This is a genomic window from Bradyrhizobium sp. Leo114, assembly GCF_055229415.2.
The window spans coordinates 1-23,682 of record NZ_JBUYEN020000009.1 but is presented as its reverse complement, the minus strand read 5'-3'; the positions used below and the strand labels follow the sequence as shown (position 1 = coordinate 23,682).

Below are 23,682 nucleotides of genomic sequence, written 5' to 3'. Positions count from 1 at the left end.
TTCATGCCGCCCGAAGCGGCTTGTCCTCGTCCCCTTTCCCGACCATATTCGCGCGATGACAAAGACCCCGTTTCGCCTTACGCCCTATCAGGTGCAGTTCCTGCTGATCGTCGGTTTCCTCACCGTCGGTTACGCACTTTACGTGCGCTATCTCGTGATCGAATTCTCAACTGTCGCGCTCGCCTGCGATGCGGGCCTGCAGACCATGAACTGCAAGGTGCGCGCGCTGGCGACGACCCTGTTCCGGAACTCGGTGTTCGGCATCGTCGCGCTCGTGATCGCGACACTGCACGTGCTGCGGCCGTCGATCGTCCTGATGACCGGCGGGCTGATCGCGGCGGGGTTCGGGATCGTGCTCTACAATGTCGCGCTGTCGGGGATCGCGATCGGCCTGCTCATTTTGGGCTTTGCGCGACCCGCGCCCGCCACAGCGTAAGCGCCAGCAACACATACATCGCGCAGGTCCAGACCGACTGCCAGTTGTCGGTACCCTCGTTGAGGAAGGTATAGCCGGCCGCAACCAGCAGAAGGCCGGCGAACACGGCCTCCGCGATCGGCCTTACCCCTTCCTGCGGCCGGTTGAGCAGCATCAGCAGCGCAAACGGCACCACCGCCATGGTGAGCGAGGCGAACGGAAAGTCCTTGTAGCGCGGGTCGAAGGTGAAGCCGAGTGCGGTTTCTGCCCCGATCACGGTCGTCACGATCAGCGACAGGCCGAGCAGCGCTGTGAGCAAGGTGCCGTGCCGGTACTGGCGCGGTCCGAGCAGTTCGAGGAAGGTCGGCAGCGACTTGCCCTCCATCAGCGCGTGAGCCGACAGGATCGGCGCGAGGATGGCTGCCGCAAGCAGCGTCCCCCATTGCACCCAGCCGCCGGTCCCGTAGCTCTCATAGATCATCTTGTCGATGGCAACCCCGAGCAGGATCCCGGCGCTGGTTGCGGAGACGCCAACCGCGATCCAGGACATGATCCGCGGCGCCCATGGCCGCCGCCGGACCGCCAGCCAGGCCACGAGGAAGGTGACGAAGCCCAGCCCAAGGCCAGCGCCCATGTACCATTTCCAAAGCGGGTAATTGCTGATGGCGACTCCGGGCGGGTACTTCACCACGCGATTGACGGAGTCGAACAGGCCCCAATAGCCGCCGACCGTACCCTCGAGCTGGCGCTTCCAGGGCTGGTCATAGGCCTCGATCAGGTTGACGCGGAAACCCTCGCGCTTGGCGAGATCGAGGATTTCCGAGACGATCCGCGCCTGGTTGGTGCGCGATGGCAGCGCCCCCTCGCGCATCCTGCCCATGCTCGGCCAGCCCGTCTCGCCGATCAGGATCTCCTTGTTCGGGAATGCCACCGCCATGCGCTTACGGATGGCATCGACATGGGCGGCGGCGAATTTCGCCCGCACCGGCATGTCTTCCCAGTAAGGCAGGATATGAATGGTGACGAAATCGACGGCGTCATAGACCTCGCGGTTGCGCAGCCAGAATTCCCAGACGTCGGCGTAGGTCACGGGCACCTGGACCTGGGCCTTCACCGCGCGGACATAGGCGGCGAGATCCGCGGTCGTCATCTCCCCGCGCAGCAGCACTTCGTTACCGACGACCAGCGCCGTGATCACACCCGGATATTGCTTGGCGAGCCCGACCGCGACCGCGATCTGGGTCTGGTTCTTGATCCGGTCGCTGCCGAGCCAGATGCCCTGGATGACTTTCAGCCCGACCTTCGCCGCGAGGCCCGGCACCTGGTCGAGCCCGTTCTCGATCGAATAGGTGCGCACACACTCGGTGACCTTGGCGAGATCAGCCAGATCCTGGGCGATCTGGTCGGCCGAAATATGCGTGGTGGGGATCAGCGGCGTCTGCGTATCGCGGAACGGCGCATAGGAGACGCATTGCAGCTTTGCATTGGGGTCGATCGGCGCGCGCGCAAGCGTAATCGGCGTGGCGAGCCACCACCACACGGCCGCAATCAAACCCAGCGATATCAGGAGAAGCGCCAGTGGCGTACGAAGAGAAATCGGTTCCATCCTCCGGGGGACCGTCGATTAGCCGGTCATGCACCGTCTGCCAAGAGCACGAGTCGGGCAATAGCAAGGTTGTCCTGCGACAGTTTTGCGCTGTTGCGATAAAGTTGTGACTTTGCTGGACAAAATCTGAAATACCGGTCATGGGATTCCGCCAGCGTCTCCGCCGCACTGGAGACCTATTTGGACGGCATTACGCCATGGCCGTTCGAGATGATTTGTTGGGCGGGAAATCGATCGGGGAAGGTATGGGTGGACGGGTGCTTCAGTTCAAAATCGCGGTCTTGCGCCATTTCGCCACTGCCGGCCTCGCGCTTCTGATCGGTACCGGTGCCGCTTTCTCCCAAAGCGGCACGCCGAATCCGCAGGAGCAGTCGAAGCAGGGAAACGCTCCGTCCGACGTCACCAAGGACAATCAGCGCAAGACCGACGAATTCGTCGAGGCCACGCAGGCGATCAACGGCCCCGCCGGAAACCCGGAATGCGTCTGGCTCGGCCGGCGCGTGGTGCGGCTGATGTGGCTTGATGACCTCGACACCGCCTTCCGCCACCTTGACCTTTACGATCGTTTCGGCTGCCCCGGCGGCCATGTGCAGGCGACCTTCCGCTGCCTGACCCGGTTTGGCGCCACGATCGACGACAAGGTGCCGCGCAGCCTCGATGGCCGCATCCACGCTTGCTGGATCAACCCCGGCGCCCAGCCTCCGGCGGCCGCAGCCGCTGCGGCAGCGCCCAACCCGCAAGCGCCGCCCGCCACGGCTGGCAACGCTGCGCCGGCACCTGCCGCCTCACCTTCTCCAGCGCCGACGGCCTCGCCGTCGCCGGCCGCGAAATAACCGCCTTCGACTTTGGAACGAACGCGACTTCCGTCATTTGAGCTGCGTGGCGCCCTCAAAACGCCATGCGGTCATATCAGTTGTGGAATCGCGTGGCAGGATTATCTTGCAGTTTACCGCCATGTCGGTCGAACCTAGGGGACGGGTTCGCTTTCTCCTTTCATAGCAGCCCCGTATGGTTTAGCCGCGATGCGCGCTGTCGCCGCCGTTCTGTTGCTTGTCACCGCCGTGCATGCCGCGCTCTGGGGCCTTCTGCAGGAAAAGCAGCAGGCTCCTGACTTCCGCGGCATGCTGCCGAGCGTCTCCTATGCGCCGTTCGATGGCAGCGCACAACCCGACGTCGACAATATCCCGCAAGCCGAAAAGATTCGCGCCGACCTGAAGAAGCTGTCGACGATGACGCGCGCGATCCGCCTGTACTCGTCGACGGGCGGCGTTGAACTGGTTCCGCCGATCGCCGCCGAATTCGGCCTGAAGGTCATGGTCGGCGCCTGGATCGACAAGAATTCCGAGCGCAACGAGCGCGAGATCGACGCCGCGATTAACCTCGCCCGGCGCAACAGCAACGTGATCGGCGTCGTCGTCGGAAACGAAGTGATCTACCGCGGCGAGCAGAAGATCGACGACCTGATCGAGATGATCAAGCGCGTCAAGAAATCGGTCAATGTCCCCGTCACCACAGGCGAAATCTGGAACATCTGGCGTGACAATCCGCAGCTCGCCAATTCCGTCGATTTCATCGCCGCCCACGTCCTGCCCTACTGGGAGAACTTCACCGCCCAACAGGCCGTCGACCAGGCGGTCGCCATGTTCCAGCTCTTGCGCGACCAGTTCCCGGGCAAGCGCATCGTGATCGCCGAATTCGGCTGGCCGAGTGCGGGCTACAATCTCCGGAATGCGGAGCCCGGCCCGTTCGAGCAGGCCTCGGTGCTGCGCAATTTCGTCACCCGCGCCGAAGCCATCGGCATGGACTACAACATCGTCGAGGCGATCGATCAGCCCTGGAAATTCTTCGAAGGCGGCGTCGGCCCGTACTGGGGCATCCTGAATGCGTCCCGCGAGCCGAAATTCGCCTGGACCGGGCCGATCGTGAACGAGAACTACTGGAAGCTCGCGGTAATCGCCCTCCTCGTCGGCATCCTGGTGTCGCTGCCGATCCTGCGCCTGGGACGCCCGACGGTGATGCAGGCTCTAATACTCTCGGCTGCCGCCAACGGCGTCGGCGCATGGGTCGCGACCGTCTTCGCCTATTGGGCCGGGCACTATTTCGTGTTCGGCTCGGCATTCGCGATGACGCTCGGCCTGATCCTTCTCGTCCCGCTGATCCTGATCGCGATGGCGCGGATCGAGGAGATCGCCGATGTCGCCTTCGGCCGCGGTCCCCGGCGCCTGATCCAGAAGAGCGCAGCGGTGGCGCCCGCCACGATCGGCGAGCAGGTCACCTTCCCCAAGGTTTCAATCCACATCCCGGCTTATTACGAGCCGGTGGAGATGCTGAAGCAGACGCTCGATGCTGTGTCGCGGCTCGACTACCCCAATTTCGAATGCGTCTGCATCATCAACAACACGCCAGATCCCGCGTTCTGGCAGCCGATCCAGGATCATTGCCGCGCGCTCGGCGAGCGCTTCAAATTCATCAATGCCGAGAAGGTCCAGGGCTTCAAGGCCGGCGCCTTGCGCATCGCCATGGACCGCACCGCGGCGGACGCTGAGATCATCGGCATCATCGATGCCGACTATGTCGTGCATCCGGACTGGCTGAAGGACCTCGTGCCCGTCTTCGCCGACCCGCGGGTCGGCCTGGTGCAGGCGCCGCAGGAGCATCGCGACGGCGACCGCTCGCTGATGCACTACATCATGAACGGCGAATATGCCGGCTTCTTCGACATCGGCATGGTCCAGCGCAACGAACACAACGCCATCATCGTGCATGGCACGATGTGCCTGATCCGCCGCGCCGCGATGGACATGGCCGGCGGCTGGTCCAGCGACACCATCTGCGAGGATACCGATCTCGGGCTTGCCATCATCGAGCGCGGCTGGCTGACGCATTACACCAACCAGCGCTACGGCGAAGGCCTGCTGCCCGACACCTACGAGGCCTTCAAGAAGCAGCGACACCGCTGGGCCTATGGCGGCTTCCAGATCGTGAAAAAGCACTGGCGGCGCTTCCTGCCCGGTGCGAGCCGGCTCTCGTCCAACCAGCGCCGGGAATTTTCGCTGGGCTGGCTGAACTGGCTGGGCGCCGAGAGCCTCGGCGTCTTGGTCGCGATCCTCAACCTGATCTGGGTGCCGATCGTCGCCTTTGCCGACATCGCCATCCCCGACAAGATCCTGACGTTGCCGATCATCGCCTCCTTCGTCGTCTCGCTCGTGCATTTCGTGGCGCTGTACCGGATGCGGGTAAAGGTGAAGGCCGGCCAGATGCTGGGCGCCATGATCGCGGCGATGAGCGTGCAATGGACGGTGTCGCGCGCCGTGGCGCAGGGACTGATCACCGAGCACCTGGCGTTCGCCCGCACCTCCAAGGGCGGCCTTTCGCGGATGTCGATCGAATTCCAGGCGTTCTGGGAAGCGGTGATCGGCGTCCTCCTCTTGGTCGGCGCCGCGGTCCTCATCGCCACCAACGGCTTCAAGCAGGTCCGCGAGATCTACATCTTCGCCGGCGTGCTGGTGCTGCAGAGCCTGCCTTTCCTCGCAGCGGTCGCGATCGCGATCCTGGAGAATTCGCGCATCAACTCGTTCTCGTTCTGGCGCAACAGCGCCATCCGTACCGCGGAACTGATCGGTCTGCGCCCGGTCGCCATGCCCACGATCGCCGCTCCTTCCCAGCAGGCCGCCTCCGAAATCCGCCGCGACGCCAACTGAGGCGCTATCCGGCCGTGGATTGATTTCGCGGCCGGGCTTGATGAAGCGGGACTAACCGCCAGCTATCTCAGGGCAATCCCGGGCCCGCACGACCACGCATTTGCCGCCCTCTGCGCTATTGACCCGTCGGCCCCCGCCCCCTACACAGCGCGGGCTGGAGCATGATCCGGAAAGGCGGGAGTCGGTTTCCGGGGATCATGGTCAGACAAGAGCTGGAACGGGGTGACGGTTTAGAACGTCGTTACCTCCAGGAAGTGAGCGCGTAGCTCAGGCGGTAGAGCACGTGACTTTTAATCATGGGGTCGTGGGTTCGAGTCCCACCGCGCTCACCACAAAGTCCCATAAAATCAACTAGTTATGACGGGTACGAAAGTGTGTGGCGACACTTCGCAACCTGAAAATGCGATAAATCAGCAATTAATCAGCAAGGCTCGAATGGGCCGCCTTCGTCTGAGTGACGGCGGCGTCACTCAGATCGAGATCGCCGGAGCACGGGACCGGGCAAAAGGGATAATCCCGGCCCCGCGTCCGAAAGTGCTGCCCTCCAACCTTGTCCGGTGAATCGACCGCACGAGCCCCGGAGGTTGGCATCCGTTATCGGGTTGGCAGCGTCGCCCTCGCTATGTCGGCCCGTGCGAGCCGGTTGTCCCTGGCCGCCTCCGGCGCGGGCCGCCCATTCGTCCAAAAGGTCGGGCGGGGTGTGAGGAGCGCCCCGCCCGGGAAGGCCATCACCGGCCCTGTGGGGCTGGCAACGGCCCAAAAGGATTCACCATCCCTTGTCCGCCCGGACTACCACGCGCGTCGGCGTCGTGATGCCAAGCTCTCTTTCGAGCATCGCAATGACGCCGCGCATCTCATCGAGGGAGCGATAGGTGACCGATTTTCCCTCGTATGAGACCACCGAGCTGCCCGCGTAGAGCGCTTCTTTCAACGCGTCGAGCTGCGCCTGCGTCGCCATCTGATCATTGCCCCGCGTTGGTCGCGATGCCGCGCCATTCGACGAAGCCCGCGCCATAGTCGAGGCGGACTTTGGTCTGCACCCCGTCGACCTCAAAGCCGGCGCGGGATTCGGTCTGCGGTCCTGGCGCGCCCGCGAGGTATGCGAATTCCAGCGACGGCATCAGCGCCGGGTCGGCGGAGATGTACCAGCGTTTCGGGTCCTTGAGCCTCGGCTCAACGATGAGGTCGAGGAAGGCGAACGGGTTCACGTCGCCGGTCTGCGTCGCCTGCACGCCCGTGAGCAGCTTCTCGCAGGATGTCTCAAGCTCCGAAGGGACCACGAGATAGCGCGGCGCCACGCTGATCAAGCCGCCGCCTGGGCCGGTCTGATGGCGCATCTTGAGCCGGGCCTCGGACAGCGTCGTCTCACTTGGCGCGCCACCGGTGCCGATGTTGCCGTGCGCGGCGTCGAACAGCTTCTCGGCGTCGCTCATGACCGGACCAAGCCCGGCGTTGGCGATCAAGAGATTGACGAGAAACTGCCGTTCAAATTCCGCCGCCGCGAGCCCGAGGCGGGCAGTCACGTCGCCGAGGCCGCCGAGGTCGTCGTTGATGAGCGCCTTCCGCGAAATTCCGAAAATCTTACCATAGGTCGAAATGCTGTAGCTCTCGGCAGCGTCGACGAAGCTCCCGTAGTGATATTCACCGGCCTCGCTCACCGGATCGAGCGTGAAGCCGGAGGAGTCGAGCATGATCCGGCTCTTGGCGCGGAAGTCGTTCGCGGTGGTCTCGCGTGCGATGCGCCGGATGCCGCTCTCCGCGATCTGGTAGGCATCGCGCAAGCTCTTGTTCATCAGGTTCGCGAGCAGGTTCGGATAATCGGATGTAGTTTCCAGCGCCCGGGTGATCAGGCTCGGCGCGTGCATGCCCATGGTCGAGATGCCGGCGCGATGCAGGCACTCGCGGGCGATGTCGGCGCAGCTCATGCCGACGAATTGCCGGGCCGCTGCCATCGGCACGAAGCTCGGCTTGATCCGGGTGTAGAGCGCTTCGCTCGCCGCGCGCCGGAACGCTTCCGGATTGTCCATCGAGCTTTCGTTGTGCGCGCTACGGATCGAAACCGAGCCGCGCGCGATCATGCTGCGCAGAAACATCTCGTTGGCCTCCTCGATGCTCGCCGAGCGGTCAATCAGATCGTCGACCACGGTTTGCGCGACGCCGGCATGGCGGGCCAGCTCGCGGATGGCGCGGTTGGTGCCGGCGCGGTCACCGAGCGACGGCTCTGCCGTCCGCGTCCGCGCCTGGGGATCGGCCGGCACCGCGACGAACGAAGCTTCCCGCGCGGCCCATTTCGTTGCGGTCCGCGTCCGCTCGCCCGCAGCGTTCTTGCCCTCGCGCCATTTCGAGACTTCGTAGCCGACCGAGAGGAACGAAACGATGCCTGCGCGGACATCATTGATGATCGGCGCCACTTCGGGCCGCTCGCTGAACCGGATGCGCGCGATCACTTCGTTGTTGTCAATCCAAACGTCATCAAGGGAGCCGATGATCGACGCGACGCCGCCGCGCTCATGGGAGTCGAGCACGCTGGCGCCGCGCGTCACGTCGAGATCGAGCCCGGCCGGGTCGAGGATTTCCCAAAAGCTGCCCTTGGCGTCCATGCGCCTGACGGGCGTCGTGCTGGCGATCACGGCCTCAATGGTGCGGGCCTCGGCGTCGAAGCTGCGCGGGCGCGGCATCGCATCGCGGGTTTCGAGAGCGGTCGGGTTGTCGCGGATAAAAAGGGGGGCACCCCCCTTTTTTAGGGCGAGGTTACGCATTGGCTGACACTTCCTCGGGTTGATTGAGCAACGCCTGCGCCTGCGCAGGGTCGCTCACATAGTTCGGATCATTCTCAAGCTCGGCATCGACATCACTGACATCGCGGCCGGAATTCTCGGCAATGATCTGCGCGCGGCTCTTGGTGCGGCTCGCGAGATCGAGCGCATCGGCCTTCGATTGTTTGAGCGGATCAATCGGCGGGAGCTGCGGCCAGAGAAACGTCGCGTTGAGATAGGCGAACGGGTTGCTTTGAAAATCCGACGCCCGCAGGCGGCCGGTGAGAATTTCGAGAATGATCCAGCGCCGCCAAACCGGAAGCAGCAATTGCGCGACCAAGAGCGAGCCTTGCAGCGCTTTGACGCGGCGCTGAAACGATGCCTGCCCGAGCCGCGCCGAGCTGAAATTCACCTGCGACAGGTCGCCGGTCAAAAGCTCATAGGTGAGCCCGCCACCGGCCGCGATGGAGCGCAGCATCGTCCGCATCAGCTCGTGCACCTGCCCCATGTCGGCGACCGGCGTGAACTTGATGTCGCTGCCGGGCGGCAGGTATTGCAGCGTGCCCGGCTCAAACTCGACGCTGTTCGGATCGAACGGCGCACCGTTGCCGATGCCGGGGTCGAAAAGGCCCATGCCCTCGGCATCGGTGACGAAGCCCGCGAACAATGCCGTTGTCCGCGCCTTCACCAGCGCGGAGTCTTCGAGCGTGTCCATTTCCTGCAAGCGCGTCGCAATCGGCGTCAGCCAAGACAGCCCGCGCACTTGGCCTGGGAAGCGACGCACGAACAGATGCGCGACATCCTCCGCAGGCACGCGCTGCGATGGCGCGACGCTCGACCATGGCGCGTCCGGCGCATCTGGCAACAGCCAATAGCCGGCCCTGCGCCCGCTGCTATCGAACTCAACACCGGAGACGATGCGCGGCAGATCGCCGGTCATGCCGAGCGACGGCACCGTGCGCGAGGAGTCCAACTGCTCGGATGAAAGCAGCCGCAGCGACATCCGGCCGTCTTGGTCGACGGGCATGTGAAAGACCGCCTCACCCGATTGCGCGACGCTGCGGGTCGCGGTCTGCAACAGGCCCGCCAGATCGGAGACGCCTTCGATGTCGGCATGCAGGCACCACTCCGCAAAGCGCGCTTCGATCTCGGCGCGCATGTCCGGGTCGGGATGCGCGCTGCGCACGCTTGGACCGTCGCCAACCAGCGCGGTGGTCCAGGCTTCGACGAAGCTCGCGCCATGCGGGGAATTGTGCGCCAGATACGCGGACCGGTGCGCGATGATCTTTTGGGCCGCGAGGCTCTGCGAATTCTGCGCCCAGATCGTTGCCCGGCGCGGCCAACGGCCGGAGCCACCGGCAGCATCAAAGCTGCGCTTCGCGACGCGGGCCGCGGTGACGATGCGGTTGAGCAGCTTCATTGCAGACCGCTCCCACTGCCGACGTTCGCCATCTGTTGGCGCCTTGCGAAGTCGAGCAGGAATACCGGCACGCCGAGCGCGGCGGCCAGCTCGGCATCGGTGCGCAGGCCGCCGCGCTCGATCTCGACGCAGGCCGCCATCGCGCGGGCCTCGAATTCGGGCGTTCGCATATAGTCGGTGACGATGCGATGCAGTTCGTCGGCGATCTTGTTCTTGTCGCCATCGCGCATGGGTTCACCTCCCAGGCAGCGTGATGCCAAGCTCCGCGCTGACGCGCGCCATGATCGGCGCTAGATCGAGCACAAGCATGGTGTTGTTCGGCGAGCGCGTCAGCGCTTCGGCCATCGTCAGCTCAGGGTCGATTGTCCAGAAAGGGTTTCCAACGCGCGCGGCATCGCGGCCTTGCGGAATGCAGCCGATAATCGACGGCCAGCCCTTGCCTTCCTGCATGCATTCAAACGTTGTGCGCAAATCGAGTTCGAAGGCGCACGCGTCCTCGGGATGGATGCCGCGCTTAACGATCTCGCCAACGGCGGCAGCAACGAGACAATCGAGTATATCGTGCATATAACCCGCCAAGCCTTGCGCGCCTCGCTTCGGTCCGCCGAGGAAACGAAAGTGCCGGCGCCAATAGAGCAACACCTGCTGCTCAACCCCGGCCAGCTTCGCGACTGTGATGGTATCCCATCGGACATTGCCGGCCGGCGCCGGGAAGAACATCACCTTGTTCATGCGACCCATGCGCGTTGTTGATCGGGCAAGATCACTCGCATCGTTTCAGGATGTCTAATTTTTTTACAAACAAAAAGCGCAGCCGCTGCGGCAATTCACACGCCCGAGCTTGCGTCACTTGTGCGCCGGGTGTTCTGTCAGCGCGAGATGGTGCGCGCCATCCGGAGATCAAGCTGATGCCGAAACCAACCGAGATTTGCGAGGTCACCGCGTTCGGCGAGCGCTACAACAATTGGAAAACGGTCGAGGTCATGCGCTCGATTGATAACGAGTTCATCACTCACGCCATGCTCACGGTCGCCGAGATCAGCACCAACGCCAAGACTCTTTCCGATCTCAAATTGAAGCCCGGTGATCCGGTCACCGTGACGCTCGCCGGCCGCCGCGCCCTCGATGGTTTCGTGTACCAGCGGCAAGCAGTGGCCGATGGCTATCAGCACGGCGTGCAGATCGGCATCGCGTCGAAATCGCAGCATGTCGTCGCGTCCACCGTCGACACCAAGCCCGGGCAGTACATCAATCAAACGCTGCAACAGATCGGGTCGGCCACGTTCGGCAAGGTCGGCGTGAACTTCAAGGTGATCTGCGACGCGTCGCGGCCGTTCAAGCGCGTGTCCGAACATTTCGGCGAGACCCGCTTTGCGTTCGTTGAGCGGCTGTGCCGGATGCGGAATGTGCATCTGATGGACAGCGCCGAGGGCATCGTCGGTTTTCGCGGCGCGCAGAGCGGCGGCCTCGTGGTCCGCGAGGGCTTCAACATGGTGCGCGGGCGCGTGCTGTTGCAAACCTGGGATCAGGCCGACCCGGTCATCGTCGGTGGCATGGATCATAACAACGACTCCGCCGACGCCAACCGCGCGACGGAAGGCATCGCCCGCATTCCCGGCTTCAACCGGCCGATGCGGGTCATGGCGGAGGAGAGCGGCAGCGATCAGGACATGCAGGACCGCGCCAACCATGAGAAGGACTGGATTCTGCTCAAGATGGTCGACGGCGAACTGACCGTGCCGGGATGGCTGGTCGACTCCGGCTCACTGTGGATGGAGCACATCGGGCAAACCGTGACGTTGGAGTCGCCGCTTCTGTTGCCGCACAACACGATGCAGTTCATGATCAAGGGCGTCGTGCATCGGCAGAGCAGCGAAGGCGGCACGACCACCGATGTTCTGCTTTGCGATGTCGAGGGCATGGGCGCTGGCGGACACGAGCCGCTCAGGATGGGCAACGGCTGACGGCACCCTGCGCGGCCCGGCAACGCCACAAGGTCGGCTCATGCTCCTATCGTAGTGCCTTCCGGTTGAGCCAAGCACGAAGTACAACGTGCGTCTCAATGGGGGTGATTCGGATGAAATTGAGCGACGGCGAAAAGTTGATCATTTTGATGCTGGCCGACATGTACAAGGCCATGGGAATTCAGGGAAATTTTGACCCGGAATTTGTTTCGAAATCGATCTACTATGACAAGCTCTGGGGCTTCAATTGGAAGTATGGCGACGCTATCCCGTTTGAAAAGGGAGAAGACCCTCCGGCTGTGACCGAAACCTGCAATATTTTGGACATGTGGAGGTTCCTCGAACAAGGCTATGAGGCGCTATCCGATCCCGACAAGGAACGCCTAGCTGCCGAGGCCGACCCCTTCGGTACTGACGTACGGTTCGCCGGCTTCGACGGAAACAACGAAGACCACTACGGCATAGCGACCTATTTGGTCGAGGACATGAAGCGCTTCCAGCACTTCGCCGACCGCGATCTCAACTCGCATTCTCAGTCTGTGCCGGGCTATATGCGCATGTATCGCGTTTTCGATCCCATGCGGGCAACCCTGCACAGCCGCGGGCTCAACGTTGATGAGATGATCCAGATACTCCGCGCCCGGACCCATCCTGACTATCGGTAGCCGGGGACCGCCTGCAAATATCAAAATCTCTTAAGCGAAAGTGGTGATCGAATGGGTATCGAGGGGACGTATGGCTTCGTCTATTGTGGCGCAGCGGATATTGGCATTGGGGTTTTCACCATCACGGGCAGCTCGGTGACAGGCCGCGACATCGGCGGTGGTGATTACGTCGGGACGGCCATCGAAAACGCCGATGGCACAATCGACCTCAAACTTTCGTTTAATGTCCCTGCCGGCATGGCGCTTGTTCAGGGAACATCACCGCAGGAACTGCCATACACGAAAATCATAGAGGGCAGATACCCTGCCCTTTTTGGTGATGGAGAGCCGATAGAAGGCTCAACGCCGCCAGTAAAGGCTATGGTCAAGAAGCTGCCCGCTAACTCGGGCCTCCCAGGGCTTCTTGGCGTAAGGCCGGTGTTCCCTGAATGAGAACGCCGGAAGATAGGTCGAACGGGATGCAGACACCAAAACCGGAAACTGCCGCGAAACGCGGTGGTTTCTCGGAGAACCCCGACCCGCTCTATCTGGAAGAACTCGTAGCGGAGGTCGTGGCCGCGTACCCAGCTCTTACGAGGGAAGAGGCCCGGGAGCGGCTGCTGGCGTCGGGCGCCTAATTCCGGGTCTCACGCCGCACCCGATGCGGCACGTTGCGCAGCGCCCGCACCATGATGCCGGAACCCATTTGTAGCCCCGGGAAATCTTCGTCGCTAGCGGGGGCGGGCGCGCGGGCGCGACCCGCTCCCGCCACCCTCCCGGTGCCTCTATTCGCCGGAGGAGAGATTGCTTTTTTCATCGCAGCTTCGTCCAAAGCTCGATGGTGCGCTCCGCCATCCGCCGAAGTAACTCGCCGCTCTCGCTCGGATCGAACTTATGCGCTTTCGCGATCAGGCGCGCCGTGGAGATGATGCGGGCGATGTTAGCGCGGGCTTCACGCTCGTAATTGCTGTTTGCTCGACGATCACACAAATATGCTTCCGGCGGGCGCGCTCGCTTGCCCGCGCAGATGTCTGCTTCACGCGCATCGAGCGCTGCTTCGAACTCCTCCTCCGAGAAGCTCGCGTAGAGGCGCGCTCGTGCCGCATCGCGCTTCGTCAGTCCAAGCTCCTTGAGCGTGATCCGGTTGTCGGCGCGGGAGCCGTCCTTGCGAGGCCGCCCGCCTTGGTTCAGCCCGACGCCGTTCAGGAAACCGGACTCCGGCGGTACCCGGTTTTTGTCAGCCATGTTCGCCTCTACCGTCCCTTCGCCGCTTCGTGGTGGTGATGGGCGCGACGAGATATTATTTTTGATCCGGTGCTTTCGCTTCGGCTCCTGGCGCCTTGGATTCCGCAACCAACTCTCGAAACCGGCGCAGATGTTCCGGGCTGCTCAGTATTCGGTCTGCCTGCGCAATTGAGAAATGACCGGCATGGACATAGCCGGCCAGTTCGGATGACAACACCCGCATCATGCGCTGGAATGATCGCGTGCTGGTTGCGCCGAAATGCTTCGCCGTGTCGTGGATGGTGATCTTCTTGCGCGCCTTGGTCGGCTTGTAGTGGCGATACCAAGTCGCCCGGCTCATGCCGAGCTTTTCCCAGGGCCTATCGGATTTCTGTCTCATAACTGCGCCACGTTGGCGTGAAATTGAGACTGATCTGACATGCGCGATCACGAGTCGGCAGGCCGGGACAATGGCAACCGGGGCGATTGTTCCAGTTCATCGCGCACCATCGCCGACCATTTATCGAAAAGCTCAAGCTGCTCATCTCTCGGCATATCCAGCGTCACAAAGGCGGCGTTCACGGCGACCGCAAGCCCCTTTAGCAGTTCAAAGCTCGGCACTCCGGGCACCGCGTCAAGCATAGCTTTTGCGATGTGATCGAAATCGCGCGTCATATTTCACCCTCCTTGTTTCCCACTGATAACGCTCTCTGCTTTTTTCTGCTTCTACTTCCAAAAGCCATGTGCCCGCATGACGTAATGGTGTGTAACGCAAGCCTCCGGGGCGGCCTCTCAGCGCATCAATGCGGCCCCGGGGTAGTCAGACAGCGGCCCGGTGTCCAAACGCGCGCCAGCGCCGCGCTGTGGCCCGTCACGCTGCCCGATTGAAGGGTAGGTTTTCGACGCGCCACGAGCCGGCCCGGATGAATTCCGCGAGCGTCATACCGTTGTCGGCGGGCTCGAAACGCCGCGCCATGACGGCGTCGGCGATCAGGGGGCGGGCCAGAGCCGGATTGTCGCTCTGTTGGACGGCGCGCCACAGCACGATGCGGGCGGCGGGCGCATCGTCGGTGCGGCCGAACAGTTTCTGGAGCATGGCAAAGTATTTCGAGAAATGGTTCGCATCGTCGAAGGGTTTCGGCTTCATGGCGGTTTCCTTTCGGGCGGACATAGTGGAATGCGGCGGCGGGCTTGATGGCCGCGCGCGTTTCGCGGGCGCGGCGCCATTACCCAAATCGTGCGATTTGCGCGTACTAAGACTCTGCCTGCCAAAGTGGATTTCGGTTGGTTTTTTGCTCTCGCGCGCAGCAACAGGAAAGACTCTATCCGGATGGACTGCCTCCGGTGCGATAGCTCCATCCACGTCCGACAGTTTGGCCGTCGTGCATGCAACCACCTCTGCGCGGGCCTGCGAGCCGCCCTTTAGGGGCGGCGGCCCGCTGTGGTGACAGCGATTCGTGCCCCTTTGAGAATCTAAGTGTATGCGCCACGAATTACTGTCACCGCTCTCCGTTTGACGCCGTTTCCTGCGCCGGTAGGTGCTCTCGCTGATGCCAAGCGCCTCCCAGGGTTTGGTGCGCGCCTCTGATAGGGCATGCGGTTTGGCACCGGCTTTCGCGCGGCGTTCCGCTTCCTTCGTTGCCTTGCGCTCCCTGCGCCTTTCCGCCCGCTGCCTCTTGCTACGGTCCACCGCGCCGATGGTCTTGATCCGAAGCCGGGTCCGAGTTTCGTCGTCGAGGTTGAGCGCCTTGGCGAGCGCGGTGGCTGTCCAGCGTCTGCCGTCGCCAACATGCGCGGTGAGCGCATCATCATCGGCCCACGGCGCCCATGCCCGCGCCCATCGGCGGATGTGATCGGCGCTGAGCTGCGCGAGATGATCGGCCATCAGGCGCAGATCGTCGCGGCCGGCATCGTCGTCCGGCAATGTGTCGCCGCCGTATCGATCTCGAAAGACGCGCTCTAATTCGCGCTTGCGCAGGTTGGGGAATTTACGGTCGCGACGCTTCCCGCGTCGATAGCGCCGTGCGATCTCATGATGCCGCGCGCGCTGTCCTGGCGTTTCGTCGGCGAACCTTTGCGCCGATGTCGCTTGCGCGTTGGCGCGGTGGACAGTATTTAGCATGGGACGCTGCTTTGATCGGTGGTGTTGGCTTTCTCGCCCCGTCGCAGGTGACCGCTGCGGCGGGGTATCTCTTTTGGGGATATGATCATCTGCTCTTTGACGCGCAAACGTCTGGCGGCTCGATGTCGCCGAGCGCGGCGGCCATCATGGCGCCGAAGGCGGTGAAGCGGTTGCCGTTGCCATATCGGACGGTTGGAGTCCTGGCGTGGCGAAAGCAAACCTGACGGCCGTCTCTGAGCTGCGATGCGATGAGCGCGCAGCGGACGGAGGGGTTCGTGGTGACGGCATCGCAGCGTAGATTGTCGTCGGGAGCGACGAGCTGTTGGCCCCATTTCACCGCTGCACCGGCTTATCCGGCGCGTGCTCGTTGGAAGCCATCCATGCGTCAAGCACTCTGCGCCGATAGCGAACGGCGCGTTTAAGCTTGACGAAGGGCGGGCCGGAGCCGTCGCCGCGATGCCTTGCACCTTCCAGAAACTGCCGGCTCAACTTCAAATATTGGGCCGCCTCAACCGTCGTTAGGTATTCAGAGAACTGCTCTGGCTTTTGCTGCATGGGATCAACGCCTCTCCAACGCTACCGCACGGCTTTGCGCCGTATCTTGCGCTACAGAGTTTGCGCTGGTCCTCGGCGCAGTCAACGATCACGAGGTGCCAGTTTGTACTTGTTGTTGCGGATCAAGGGGATGCGCATTTTCGACGGCACATGACGGCGGGTCAGGCGGTTTTCTTGAACGGGATCACGTTGCCAGTTCCACCACGCCTCTTTCCCTGGCCCGGCTTCGGCTTGATCTGCTTGAGCAGATAATCGGTCATGAGCTGCTGACTCTCCCGCAGATCATCGAGGTCGGGATGGATGTAGCCGGCGTGCGCGTCATTGCTCTTGGTTCGCCGTGGCTTGTGGTTGGTGAGCATGCGCTGATGCGAGTCGGAAATCTTCACCTTCTGATCGGCGATGGTGATCCAGCTATGGCGCAGTGTGTGCGGAGACCAATGTTGCGTGAACAGTTCCGGTTCGGCCGCCGTCAGTTTTTCCTCCTCAAGGTGGCCGCTCTCCGATGTGATCGAAGGGAATAGCCACGTGCAATCGGCGCCGAACTCCTCGGCGTTCTGCTTGATGCGCTTGCGCAGTAGCGCGGTCTGGAAGTCGCTCAGCGGCATCTCGAACGGCTTGGTCTTGGTGTTCGGATATTTCACGATGCGGTTTTCCAGATCGATGTTGGCGACCTCCATGCTCATACTCTCGCCGGACCGGCATCCGGAGAACGCCAGCCACATGTAAAAATCCCGGCGCACGGAATTGTCGATCTGTTGCACGCCACTCCACCATGCGGTCCAATCGTTGATGACAGCGGTCCGGCCCTGCTCCGGATAGAAGTCGACGTTCATGGTCGGCGGCTCCGGCAGCTCGGGATGCTCCCGCCGCGCCCGGCGCCAGATCGCGCGCAGGACCCGCATGCAGCCGTTCGCCATATAGGTTCCATTGTTCTCGCCGATATGGGTGTGCCGCTCCCGGGCGGTCTGCCGCGTGATCTCGATGATGGGCCGGTCAAGCCAGTCGGACATGTGGCAATCGAGCTTGGTCTGGTAGTCGTCAAAGGTCGTCTGCGAATTGCCTTTCTTCGTCATCGCCTCCTTGTGCAGTTCCCAGGCCTGCCGCAGGGTGAGGCCGCCTGCGGTCTGATCGCGCTTGCGCAGCACCGGGTCGGTGCCGCTTGCCATCTCGCCGATCAGTTGCTCGGCGTCCGATCTGGCCTTCTGCAAGGTGACCTCGCCGACCCGGCCAATGGTGATGCGGCGCGGCTTGCCGTTGACGCGGCGTTCCAGAATGAAGGTCTTGGCGCGGGCGCCGGCCAAGACGCCAAAGCCGGTCAGGCCGGTGTCCCAATAGATGGTCTGGCCCGTCTCGGGATGCGGGATGTCGTCAACGGCCTTCTTGGTGGTGAGGATGGCTTTCGGCATTGCGGGTCCAAATCATAGGGTTGGCTGAGGCCGATTTCTAATCAGCATCTAATCAGCAACGTTTCTAATAAGCAGTAGGAGACCCTATGATTGGATGGCGATAAAAGTCAACGTTTCCAAAGGAATTAGTGCTTATTAGGGACACATAAGACGCAATAAATCAGGTAATTTTTGACTTTTAATCATGGGGTCGAGGGTTCGAGTCCCTCCGCGCTCACCACAAATCGAAACATCATCAACAACTTAGCTTATTCTCGGTCCGTTCGCGGCGCTGACGGTCGACAATTCCAGCCTCCGAGTTGGCAAACCCCCGTTCGGACTTCGTTCACGGCCATCGCCGGAGCACACCTCGTTAGTTGCTTGTGATGCTGCCAGCCGCGAGCCCTAGCGGCTTGCCGCAGCGAACCCCACAGCGCATTTTTCATGTCATGGGCACCAAGCACGCGAGAGCATCTACGGCGCATCCGTGCGCTCCGCTGCCGAGCAGGCGGCCAAGGCGCGCAAGGACGCAGATCGGCTCGCATGCCAAGCCTGGAACATGCGCATGCTGGCCTTTCACGGACCGGCGCAGCCCTCGCCTGCGCTCGGCGACGCGCTCAACGCCGGCTACAGCTATCTCGAGGTGAAGTGCCTGGGCTGCAGTACCCGTCAGACGGTCGCCCTCGACATCATCCGCCGGCGCAAGTCGACACCCATTCACGAGCTCGAGCGCTACATGCGCTGCAAGCTGTGCTCAGACGAGCGGCTATCCCTACAAGCGCAGCCACCTGGTCGCGTTGCGGCCGAACAAGATCAGCGCGCAGGATCCGCCATCGACATGGTGGCCGGGCGAACGCTAAGGACATCTGATGTGCAATCTCTATTCGATAACCACCAACCAGGAAGCAATCCGCGCGCTGTTCCGGGTCGTAAACCGCTACGTCGGCAACCTGCCGCCGATGCCCGGCGTCTTTCCGGATTATCCGGCACCCGTGGTGCGCAACGCCGGCGACGGCCGTGAGCTGGCGCTGATGTGCTGGGGCATGCCGCCTCCGCCGAGCAAACCTGGTCCGCCCGTGACGAACATCGGCAACACCAAATCTCCGCACTGGCGCGGCTGGCTCAAGCCGGAGAACCCTAGCCTGGTCCCCTTCAACAGCTTCGCTGAATATGCGCCGGAGCCAAATCCGGCCACGAAGAAAAAGGACGTGGTCTGGTTCGCGCTGAATGAGGACCGCCCGCTTACGGCCTTTGCCGGGATCTGGACCGAGTTCAAGGGTGATCGGGGCACCAAGTCGAAGCCGATCCCTGGCCCTCACCTCGTCTATCGCTTCCTGACCACCGAGGCGAACGCTGTCGTCAAACCGATCCATGGCAAGGCCATGCCGGTCATCCTCACGACTGACGAGGAGCGCGACGTCTGGCTACGCGCGCCATGGGATGAGGCCAAGGCCCTGCAACGACCGCTGCCGGATGCCACGCTCAAGATCGTCATGCGCGGCCCCGACAAGGAAGACAAGATCGCCGCATAAAGTTTGCTTATGCCGACCCCAGAGAGGAACGGAACGTCGTGGGTCCGCTTACATCTCCATGACGGAACGAATCTTGTACGAAAGCAGCAACGGGGACACCTGGTTCCTGGCGCGGGATCCGACTTCCAAGATGCCCGTCGTAAGGCATCAGCCGAATCTAAGCTCCGGAGGACAGGTGTCCGACACGGCCATAGGTAAATTTCTTCGAGACGGAGCTAATGGGCCAGAACACCGAGCGCTCCTCGAGTTGATCGGCACGCTGATCGATGACTGATCGCACGCGGCCGCCCGTCGTCCATCGACGACGGAAGATCAGGCCCACTTATCTTCTTCGCGGCGGGCTTCGTCCTCATTGAGGCGCTCGGCCACGTCATCAGCGATAGGTGAATCTTCCGTCGTCGCGATCGGCGTGCCGTCCTGCTTCTTGATCGTTTTGCCTTCGGCACTCACGGGAAAATCGTCGGGCTTCAGCGGCTTCTTTGACGTCGACATCGCGTCTCCCTCCTGTGTGCCGACACAATAGCACGCGCTCCTAAGAAACGGGGGCCAGAACTCTCGCTTGGCTAGGTGCGTCCACTTCGGAATATGCGCTCACTCGTTTTCATCCTCGCTAAGTTCCCGCTCTGCCTGTAACCAGAACTCTAGATCCCGCCCCGTAGGCCGCCCGTGCTGTTCCCAGAGTTCGTGGGCACGAGCCCTGATTGCTTGCTTGGACCGGCGCGCAGCTAAGCGCCGTTGCAGGCTCTCTCCCAGATCCTCGACGAACGCCTTGAGCCGCTGATAGGTCGTTTGGTCGGTTATCTCGGAAGCCAGCCGCTTCGCTTGCTCGAGCTGGCGCTCTAACTCTTGGCGATCGGTGCTCTGGCTCATGGTCACCTCCGCCGGAAATAAGTCCGCAAAATTGTTCATTTTTGGCTTGTTCGAGAAGCGGGGCCAGGAGGTGCGCCCCGTATGCGAAAATCACGCCTGCTGGCAACGAGTTGTTCGCGTAAGTCACGACATAACGGTCTCCCGACTAGGATCATTCCGATCTCCGCTCATCGTCATCGGACCAATTGGCGGTGAAGTTCGCGCTCAACGAAACAAGCCGCCACTGTGATCTATACGAGCAAAGCTCTTTTGGCGTGTCAGCAATCCGGCATTCCCGCCGGACGTGCCGACGCATTTCCAGTGGAGCCGGTTGAGCCCGAAGCGCCAGAACCAGTTGGGCCCGGCGTGCTTGAGCCCACAGTCGTTTCAGGTGCCTTTTCCGAAGATGATGCGCCAGCGGAGCTCGGGTTCTTTTCGCGAATGATGTTGCTGCTGACATCCCAGCATTGCTTGGGCGTGACGCCCTGATCGCGGTTTGCACTAACGCCCGTTCCTTGTGCGTTTGCGAAGCTGGTGACTATCAAAAAAGTGGCGCCACAAATCGAAGCGAAATAGATCGTTTTCATGGTTCTTTCCTTCTCATCTGACTGCGAACGCTCAGTGAACCGTTGGATGCCTGAGAGCGGGGTCGATAGCCTCACTGCCGTCGGCAGCCAACTCGTCCCTGAATGAGGGGCGCTGTGCGAGCCTCAGCCATTCTTCGGAAAGCCGCAGCAGTTGCTGCTTGTCTATCGAAGAGACCGTCTTCGCGGCTTGTTGCCGGCAGTGCTCGGCTCGCGTGCGGCAAATATCTCCGTGCTCAGCCATGACACTGGTCCGCGCTCGCCCCCGGGCGCCGATTGGCCCCACTCAACTTCAATTCACCCGGCCGGTTTAACGTTCCTAGCCCAGCCGTTTAGGAACGGTCTGCGGAAGGTCGCGTTTGCGGACGGAAAGTCGTGGTTTGCGGTCAATGCCCCGTTTCTTCTTTCACATCAACGGAAAGTTCCCGTTTCGGGATGAAGTCGGAACCGAGCTTCGAGACGATCGCGCTGCTTGGAAGGAAGCTCTGTTGCTGACCCGAGACATCGAAACATGGTTACAGCCCGGGGAGAGTTGGAGCCTCGATGTCGAGGCTGGCGATCGCTTGTTGTACCGGATCAGCATCACGAGCGAAGAAGGATGAACAGAGCGGCGGATATGGGCGACACGCCCCAGATCTCCCAGCTTCCACGCATCCAGGAACCATGACGAAAGCTGTTGTAGATGCGGGGCTCAACCAGAGCTTACACATCAGATGCTAGACTCGACGCTAGGGCTGACCATGCGCATCTACTAATGCCAGTGCGGGGGAGCGAAGCTGGACCGAGCATCGAGAGTAACCGCCCACAGCCGTGGACGTTAAGTTTGCCTGCACGACAGCGGGATACGGGATTTTCTCTGCGCGCAAGCCACCGCAGCGGTAGGCACATCGGTGCGCATTGATGATCGTAGTGCGTGGACGCAGCACCGCGGCAAAGACAAGTTGGGGCAAGCTCCCACCGTCATCCCCCTCCGCCCTCCTTGCTCCTCAGTTCCGCTATCTTTCGCGCTCGCTCCCATAGCTCGATGTCGTGGCCATCCACCATCTGCTTGGCGCGCTCTTGCGCCCCGTTATCATCAGGAGCCAGGAATTCGTGTCGGTCCATAATGCGTCCGTCCCGACCTAGAACGAAAATGCGATACTCCTGCATGGCATCTCCCTCCGGTAGGTCCTGCCAAGGAGGTAAAACCCGGAACTGCCAAAAAAGGTTTCCAAGTTCCGTCGTCGGACAGCGCCGAAACACGTGGAACTCCGGACCGGAACGAATCAAGTTGCGGCACTTTGAATCGGCCTTCGTCGCGTGGAGTCATGCGAGTGGCGTTTCAGCGTAAGAAGCCGGCGGCGCTCGGCACCAAGGCGCCTTACCCGGGCCTTGTCGAGCCGGCGCCGGCCACCGAGATCGAGCGTGTGCCGACCGGCGCCAGATGGATCCATGAGATCAAGTTCGACGGCTACCGCGTCCAGGTCCACCTCGCCAATGAGACGATCAAGGTGTTCACACGCCGCGGCAACGACTGGACCAGGCGGTTTCGCAAGATCGCCGACGACGCCTGGCACATCTCGGCTGTCGCCCATGCGCCACCCCCGAGCCTCGCGAAGTCTATCTGCACGTCATTTCGATGGGCCCAAGCTAAGAACCTCATCCAGCTCCGCCGCGCGCGCGGCTTGCCGCGCTTTTCGAAGCAGCTTCTCCCGCTCGGCACCGGGCGATAGGTGTCTTGCGCGAGCGCGAGCCTCTTCGGCAGAGCTGATCAGTCGTTCCTGGAGTGAAGTGGTCTGTTTGGCCCGATTGCGCTTACGTTTGCCTTCCATGTAAAAACGCTAATCGCGGACAGTCTAGAGCTACATTCAAGTAAGTTAAGACGTCAGGGAAAATTGGGCCGGTCCGCTGCGCCTCGATTCAAGATGTCGGGAAGCGTCGAGCCCAGTGCATGGCATTGGCCCCGGCATGAGCTTCCGCAGGTTATTGCCTTGGGATACCTGCCTGCCCTATTCCTGGGTCTTCCTGGAACCCGGAAAGAACCATGAAGGATATGCAGGCGCACCTGGAAAAGCTTCGGAATGAAGCCGAGGAGTGCGATCTAATCAGCAAGCTCGCGACAAACGCGACGAAGAAAGCACTCTTTGCAAAGCTTGCCGAACACCACCGAGCGTTGGTCAGGGATGTAGAACAAGCCATCGCGGCCTCCTCGGTAGATCCGAGCGATTGAATCCTACCGCCAGCCGTTGCGGGCATTAAGGCGCAGCCCGGCCGGGGGTAAGACCGAGCTGCGGGGGGGGGGGGGGGGCTGTGCACACCCGGTTGGTGATCGTGTGGGCACACCATACAATTCGCGCGCGGAGCCTTTGTTCCTAATCTGGCGGCGGTGCAAAAACGAAGAAGACTATCGTTTCTGCAGCGACCCAGGCCTGTCGCAGTCGCGATGGTGCTGCTGGAGGTCGAGATTGGCTAGCCAGAGGACCTAACGACGGCCCGCTGGAACATCGACAACGATCAGCCGCGCGTCTCGTTCCGGTAGTCAGCTGGGAAATCGAGTTCCTAAGCTCAGGCGATCCGATCAGGTGGTCGCCGCCCGAGGCGTCCTTCCAGTTCTGCTCTCAAACGCGCCACCTCGTATTGCCTCACCTGAGGATGTTACTTTCGCTTGACGGATGTAGCGCCGACTGTCGGCCGGTCCGAGGTTGCGTCATTGCTCGCAGGATCGGAGGGACTGGGGACGTCGCGGAGTGCCCATCACACGCAGCGGCGGCCCCAGTCCCGGGATCAGCGGCCAGTGCCGCACCCTCAGCCGTGCGCGGGATGATCGTCTCGGCTGCTTTGCGTCTGAGCGATCGCAACAAGCGCTGCACGATGGTGTGCTGCGGCGGACCGAACTGTTCGGGGCGTTGTTCGGCGAGGCGACCGAGAATTGCCAGCGCGGTCAGA

The 23,682-nt window shown here is 62.1% G+C and carries 25 protein-coding genes, 1 tRNA gene and 2 pseudogenes; 13 read left to right on the top strand and 15 right to left on the bottom strand.

From position 1 onward, the window contains the following. The first annotated feature begins 55 nt into the window (after window positions 1-55). The gene (locus ACZIRK_RS12770; RefSeq protein WP_028165524.1) at window positions 56-436 is read left to right on the top strand and encodes a hypothetical protein; all 381 of its coding nucleotides are present in this window, start codon (window positions 56-58) and stop codon (window positions 434-436) included. Here the strand turns inward: ACZIRK_RS12770 and ACZIRK_RS12765 are convergent. Further along, on the bottom strand, window positions 396-2,021 hold the full coding sequence (locus tag ACZIRK_RS12765) for a glycoside hydrolase family 17 protein (protein WP_130230677.1): 1,626 nt from the start codon (window positions 2,019-2,021) through the stop codon (window positions 396-398). The two genes, ACZIRK_RS12770 and ACZIRK_RS12765, sit on opposite strands and share 41 nt — an antisense overlap. Before the next feature lie 245 nt (window positions 2,022-2,266). On the opposite strand from ACZIRK_RS12765, the gene ACZIRK_RS12760 reads away from it, so the two are divergent. The 3 genes from ACZIRK_RS12760 to ACZIRK_RS12750 all read left to right on the top strand — a co-directional run bounded on the left by ACZIRK_RS12760 (window position 2,267) and on the right by ACZIRK_RS12750 (window position 6,054). Beyond that, window positions 2,267-2,854 (top strand): hypothetical protein, encoded by a 588-nt coding sequence (locus tag ACZIRK_RS12760; protein ID WP_028165526.1) that lies wholly within the window; start codon window positions 2,267-2,269, stop codon window positions 2,852-2,854. Between the two features lie 189 nt (window positions 2,855-3,043). Next, entirely contained in the window at window positions 3,044-5,722 is a 2,679-nt protein-coding gene (locus ACZIRK_RS12755; RefSeq protein WP_463327421.1) for a glycosyltransferase, read from the top strand. Window positions 5,723-5,978: 256 nt separating this feature from the next. Next, window positions 5,979-6,054 (top strand) — tRNA-Lys (locus tag ACZIRK_RS12750). 434 nt (window positions 6,055-6,488) lie between these two features. Here the strand turns inward: ACZIRK_RS12750 and ACZIRK_RS12745 are convergent. The 5 genes from ACZIRK_RS12745 to ACZIRK_RS12725 are packed head-to-tail and all read right to left on the bottom strand — an operon-like array spanning window position 6,489 to window position 10,630. Further along, window positions 6,489-6,680 carry a phage head-tail joining protein gene (locus tag ACZIRK_RS12745; protein WP_463327420.1) on the bottom strand — a complete coding sequence of 64 codons (192 nt, stop codon included), beginning with the start codon at window positions 6,678-6,680 and terminating at the stop codon, window positions 6,489-6,491. 4 nt (window positions 6,681-6,684) lie between these two features. Next, window positions 6,685-8,481, bottom strand: a complete 1,797-nt coding sequence (locus ACZIRK_RS12740; RefSeq protein WP_463327419.1) for a phage major capsid protein — start codon at window positions 8,479-8,481, stop codon at window positions 6,685-6,687. Further along, window positions 8,474-9,898: a phage portal protein gene (locus tag ACZIRK_RS12735; protein ID WP_463327418.1), complete on the bottom strand. Its 1,425-nt coding sequence runs from the start codon at window positions 9,896-9,898 to the stop codon at window positions 8,474-8,476. Before ACZIRK_RS12735 ends, ACZIRK_RS12740 begins: the two co-directional genes overlap by 8 nt. Further along, window positions 9,895-10,128, bottom strand: a complete 234-nt coding sequence (locus tag ACZIRK_RS12730) for a hypothetical protein (RefSeq protein ID WP_463327417.1) — start codon at window positions 10,126-10,128, stop codon at window positions 9,895-9,897. The genes ACZIRK_RS12735 and ACZIRK_RS12730 overlap by 4 nt, the downstream gene beginning before the upstream one ends. A 4-nt stretch (window positions 10,129-10,132) precedes the next feature. Further along, window positions 10,133-10,630, bottom strand: a complete 498-nt coding sequence (locus ACZIRK_RS12725) for a hypothetical protein (RefSeq protein ID WP_463327416.1) — start codon at window positions 10,628-10,630, stop codon at window positions 10,133-10,135. A gap of 176 nt (window positions 10,631-10,806) precedes the next feature. On the opposite strand from ACZIRK_RS12725, the gene ACZIRK_RS12720 reads away from it, so the two are divergent. The 3 genes from ACZIRK_RS12720 to ACZIRK_RS12710 all read left to right on the top strand — a co-directional run bounded on the left by ACZIRK_RS12720 (window position 10,807) and on the right by ACZIRK_RS12710 (window position 12,959). Continuing rightward, window positions 10,807-11,862, top strand: a complete 1,056-nt coding sequence (locus tag ACZIRK_RS12720) for a hypothetical protein (protein ID WP_463327415.1) — start codon at window positions 10,807-10,809, stop codon at window positions 11,860-11,862. Window positions 11,863-11,975: 113 nt separating this feature from the next. After that, on the top strand, window positions 11,976-12,527 hold the full coding sequence (locus ACZIRK_RS12715; protein ID WP_463327414.1) for a YfbU family protein: 552 nt from the start codon (window positions 11,976-11,978) through the stop codon (window positions 12,525-12,527). Between the two features lie 51 nt (window positions 12,528-12,578). Beyond that, on the top strand, window positions 12,579-12,959 hold the full coding sequence (locus ACZIRK_RS12710; RefSeq protein WP_463327413.1) for a hypothetical protein: 381 nt from the start codon (window positions 12,579-12,581) through the stop codon (window positions 12,957-12,959). A 360-nt stretch (window positions 12,960-13,319) separates the two neighbouring features. On the opposite strand, the gene ACZIRK_RS12705 is transcribed toward ACZIRK_RS12710, so the two are convergent. The 6 genes from ACZIRK_RS12705 to ACZIRK_RS12680 form a co-directional block, all read right to left on the bottom strand. Further along, window positions 13,320-13,751, bottom strand: a complete 432-nt coding sequence (locus ACZIRK_RS12705) for a hypothetical protein (protein WP_463327412.1) — start codon at window positions 13,749-13,751, stop codon at window positions 13,320-13,322. A gap of 55 nt (window positions 13,752-13,806) precedes the next feature. Beyond that, window positions 13,807-14,091 carry a hypothetical protein gene (locus ACZIRK_RS12700; RefSeq protein ID WP_463327411.1) on the bottom strand — a complete coding sequence of 95 codons (285 nt, stop codon included), beginning with the start codon at window positions 14,089-14,091 and terminating at the stop codon, window positions 13,807-13,809. An 86-nt stretch (window positions 14,092-14,177) separates the two neighbouring features. Further along, window positions 14,178-14,405 (bottom strand): hypothetical protein, encoded by a 228-nt coding sequence (locus ACZIRK_RS12695; protein WP_463327410.1) that lies wholly within the window; start codon window positions 14,403-14,405, stop codon window positions 14,178-14,180. 196 nt (window positions 14,406-14,601) lie between these two features. After that, window positions 14,602-15,654, bottom strand: a complete 1,053-nt coding sequence (locus tag ACZIRK_RS12690) for a hypothetical protein (protein ID WP_474417946.1) — start codon at window positions 15,652-15,654, stop codon at window positions 14,602-14,604. A 531-nt stretch (window positions 15,655-16,185) separates the two neighbouring features. Further along, window positions 16,186-16,407 (bottom strand): helix-turn-helix transcriptional regulator, encoded by a 222-nt coding sequence (locus tag ACZIRK_RS12685; protein ID WP_463327408.1) that lies wholly within the window; start codon window positions 16,405-16,407, stop codon window positions 16,186-16,188. Between the two features lie 161 nt (window positions 16,408-16,568). After that, a complete protein-coding gene (locus tag ACZIRK_RS12680) occupies window positions 16,569-17,813 on the bottom strand; it encodes a tyrosine-type recombinase/integrase (RefSeq protein ID WP_463327407.1) in 1,245 nt (414 codons plus the stop codon). Window positions 17,814-18,264: 451 nt separating this feature from the next. Between ACZIRK_RS12680 and ACZIRK_RS12675 the strand changes: the two are divergent. Then, window positions 18,265-18,652: pseudogene (locus ACZIRK_RS12675) on the top strand (hypothetical protein). A gap of 9 nt (window positions 18,653-18,661) precedes the next feature. Continuing rightward, window positions 18,662-19,324, top strand: coding sequence for an SOS response-associated peptidase (locus ACZIRK_RS12670; RefSeq protein ID WP_130229038.1), 663 nt, complete (start codon window positions 18,662-18,664; stop codon window positions 19,322-19,324). 312 nt (window positions 19,325-19,636) lie between these two features. On the opposite strand, the gene ACZIRK_RS12665 is transcribed toward ACZIRK_RS12670, so the two are convergent. The 3 genes from ACZIRK_RS12665 to ACZIRK_RS12655 all read right to left on the bottom strand — a co-directional run bounded on the left by ACZIRK_RS12665 (window position 19,637) and on the right by ACZIRK_RS12655 (window position 20,760). After that, the gene (locus ACZIRK_RS12665) at window positions 19,637-19,816 is read right to left on the bottom strand and encodes a hypothetical protein (protein ID WP_130232076.1); all 180 of its coding nucleotides are present in this window, start codon (window positions 19,814-19,816) and stop codon (window positions 19,637-19,639) included. 99 nt (window positions 19,817-19,915) lie between these two features. Next, the gene (locus ACZIRK_RS12660; RefSeq protein ID WP_463327406.1) at window positions 19,916-20,194 is read right to left on the bottom strand and encodes a DUF2934 domain-containing protein; all 279 of its coding nucleotides are present in this window, start codon (window positions 20,192-20,194) and stop codon (window positions 19,916-19,918) included. Window positions 20,195-20,451: 257 nt separating this feature from the next. Continuing rightward, window positions 20,452-20,760 (bottom strand): hypothetical protein, encoded by a 309-nt coding sequence (locus ACZIRK_RS12655; RefSeq protein WP_130226902.1) that lies wholly within the window; start codon window positions 20,758-20,760, stop codon window positions 20,452-20,454. 386 nt (window positions 20,761-21,146) lie between these two features. Between ACZIRK_RS12655 and ACZIRK_RS12650 the strand changes: the two genes are divergently transcribed. The 4 genes and pseudogenes from ACZIRK_RS12650 to ACZIRK_RS12635 all read left to right on the top strand — a co-directional run. Continuing rightward, entirely contained in the window at window positions 21,147-21,359 is a 213-nt protein-coding gene (locus ACZIRK_RS12650; RefSeq protein ID WP_130226903.1) for a DUF6894 family protein, read from the top strand. A gap of 711 nt (window positions 21,360-22,070) precedes the next feature. Then, window positions 22,071-22,322, top strand: a pseudogene (locus tag ACZIRK_RS12645) (ATP-dependent DNA ligase); the annotation flags it as partial. A gap of 458 nt (window positions 22,323-22,780) precedes the next feature. Next, entirely contained in the window at window positions 22,781-22,966 is a 186-nt protein-coding gene (locus ACZIRK_RS12640) for a hypothetical protein (RefSeq protein WP_130226907.1), read from the top strand. Between the two features lie 517 nt (window positions 22,967-23,483). Next, window positions 23,484-23,682: hypothetical protein (locus ACZIRK_RS12635; protein WP_463327405.1), on the top strand; the 199-nt coding region annotated here is incomplete at its 3' end.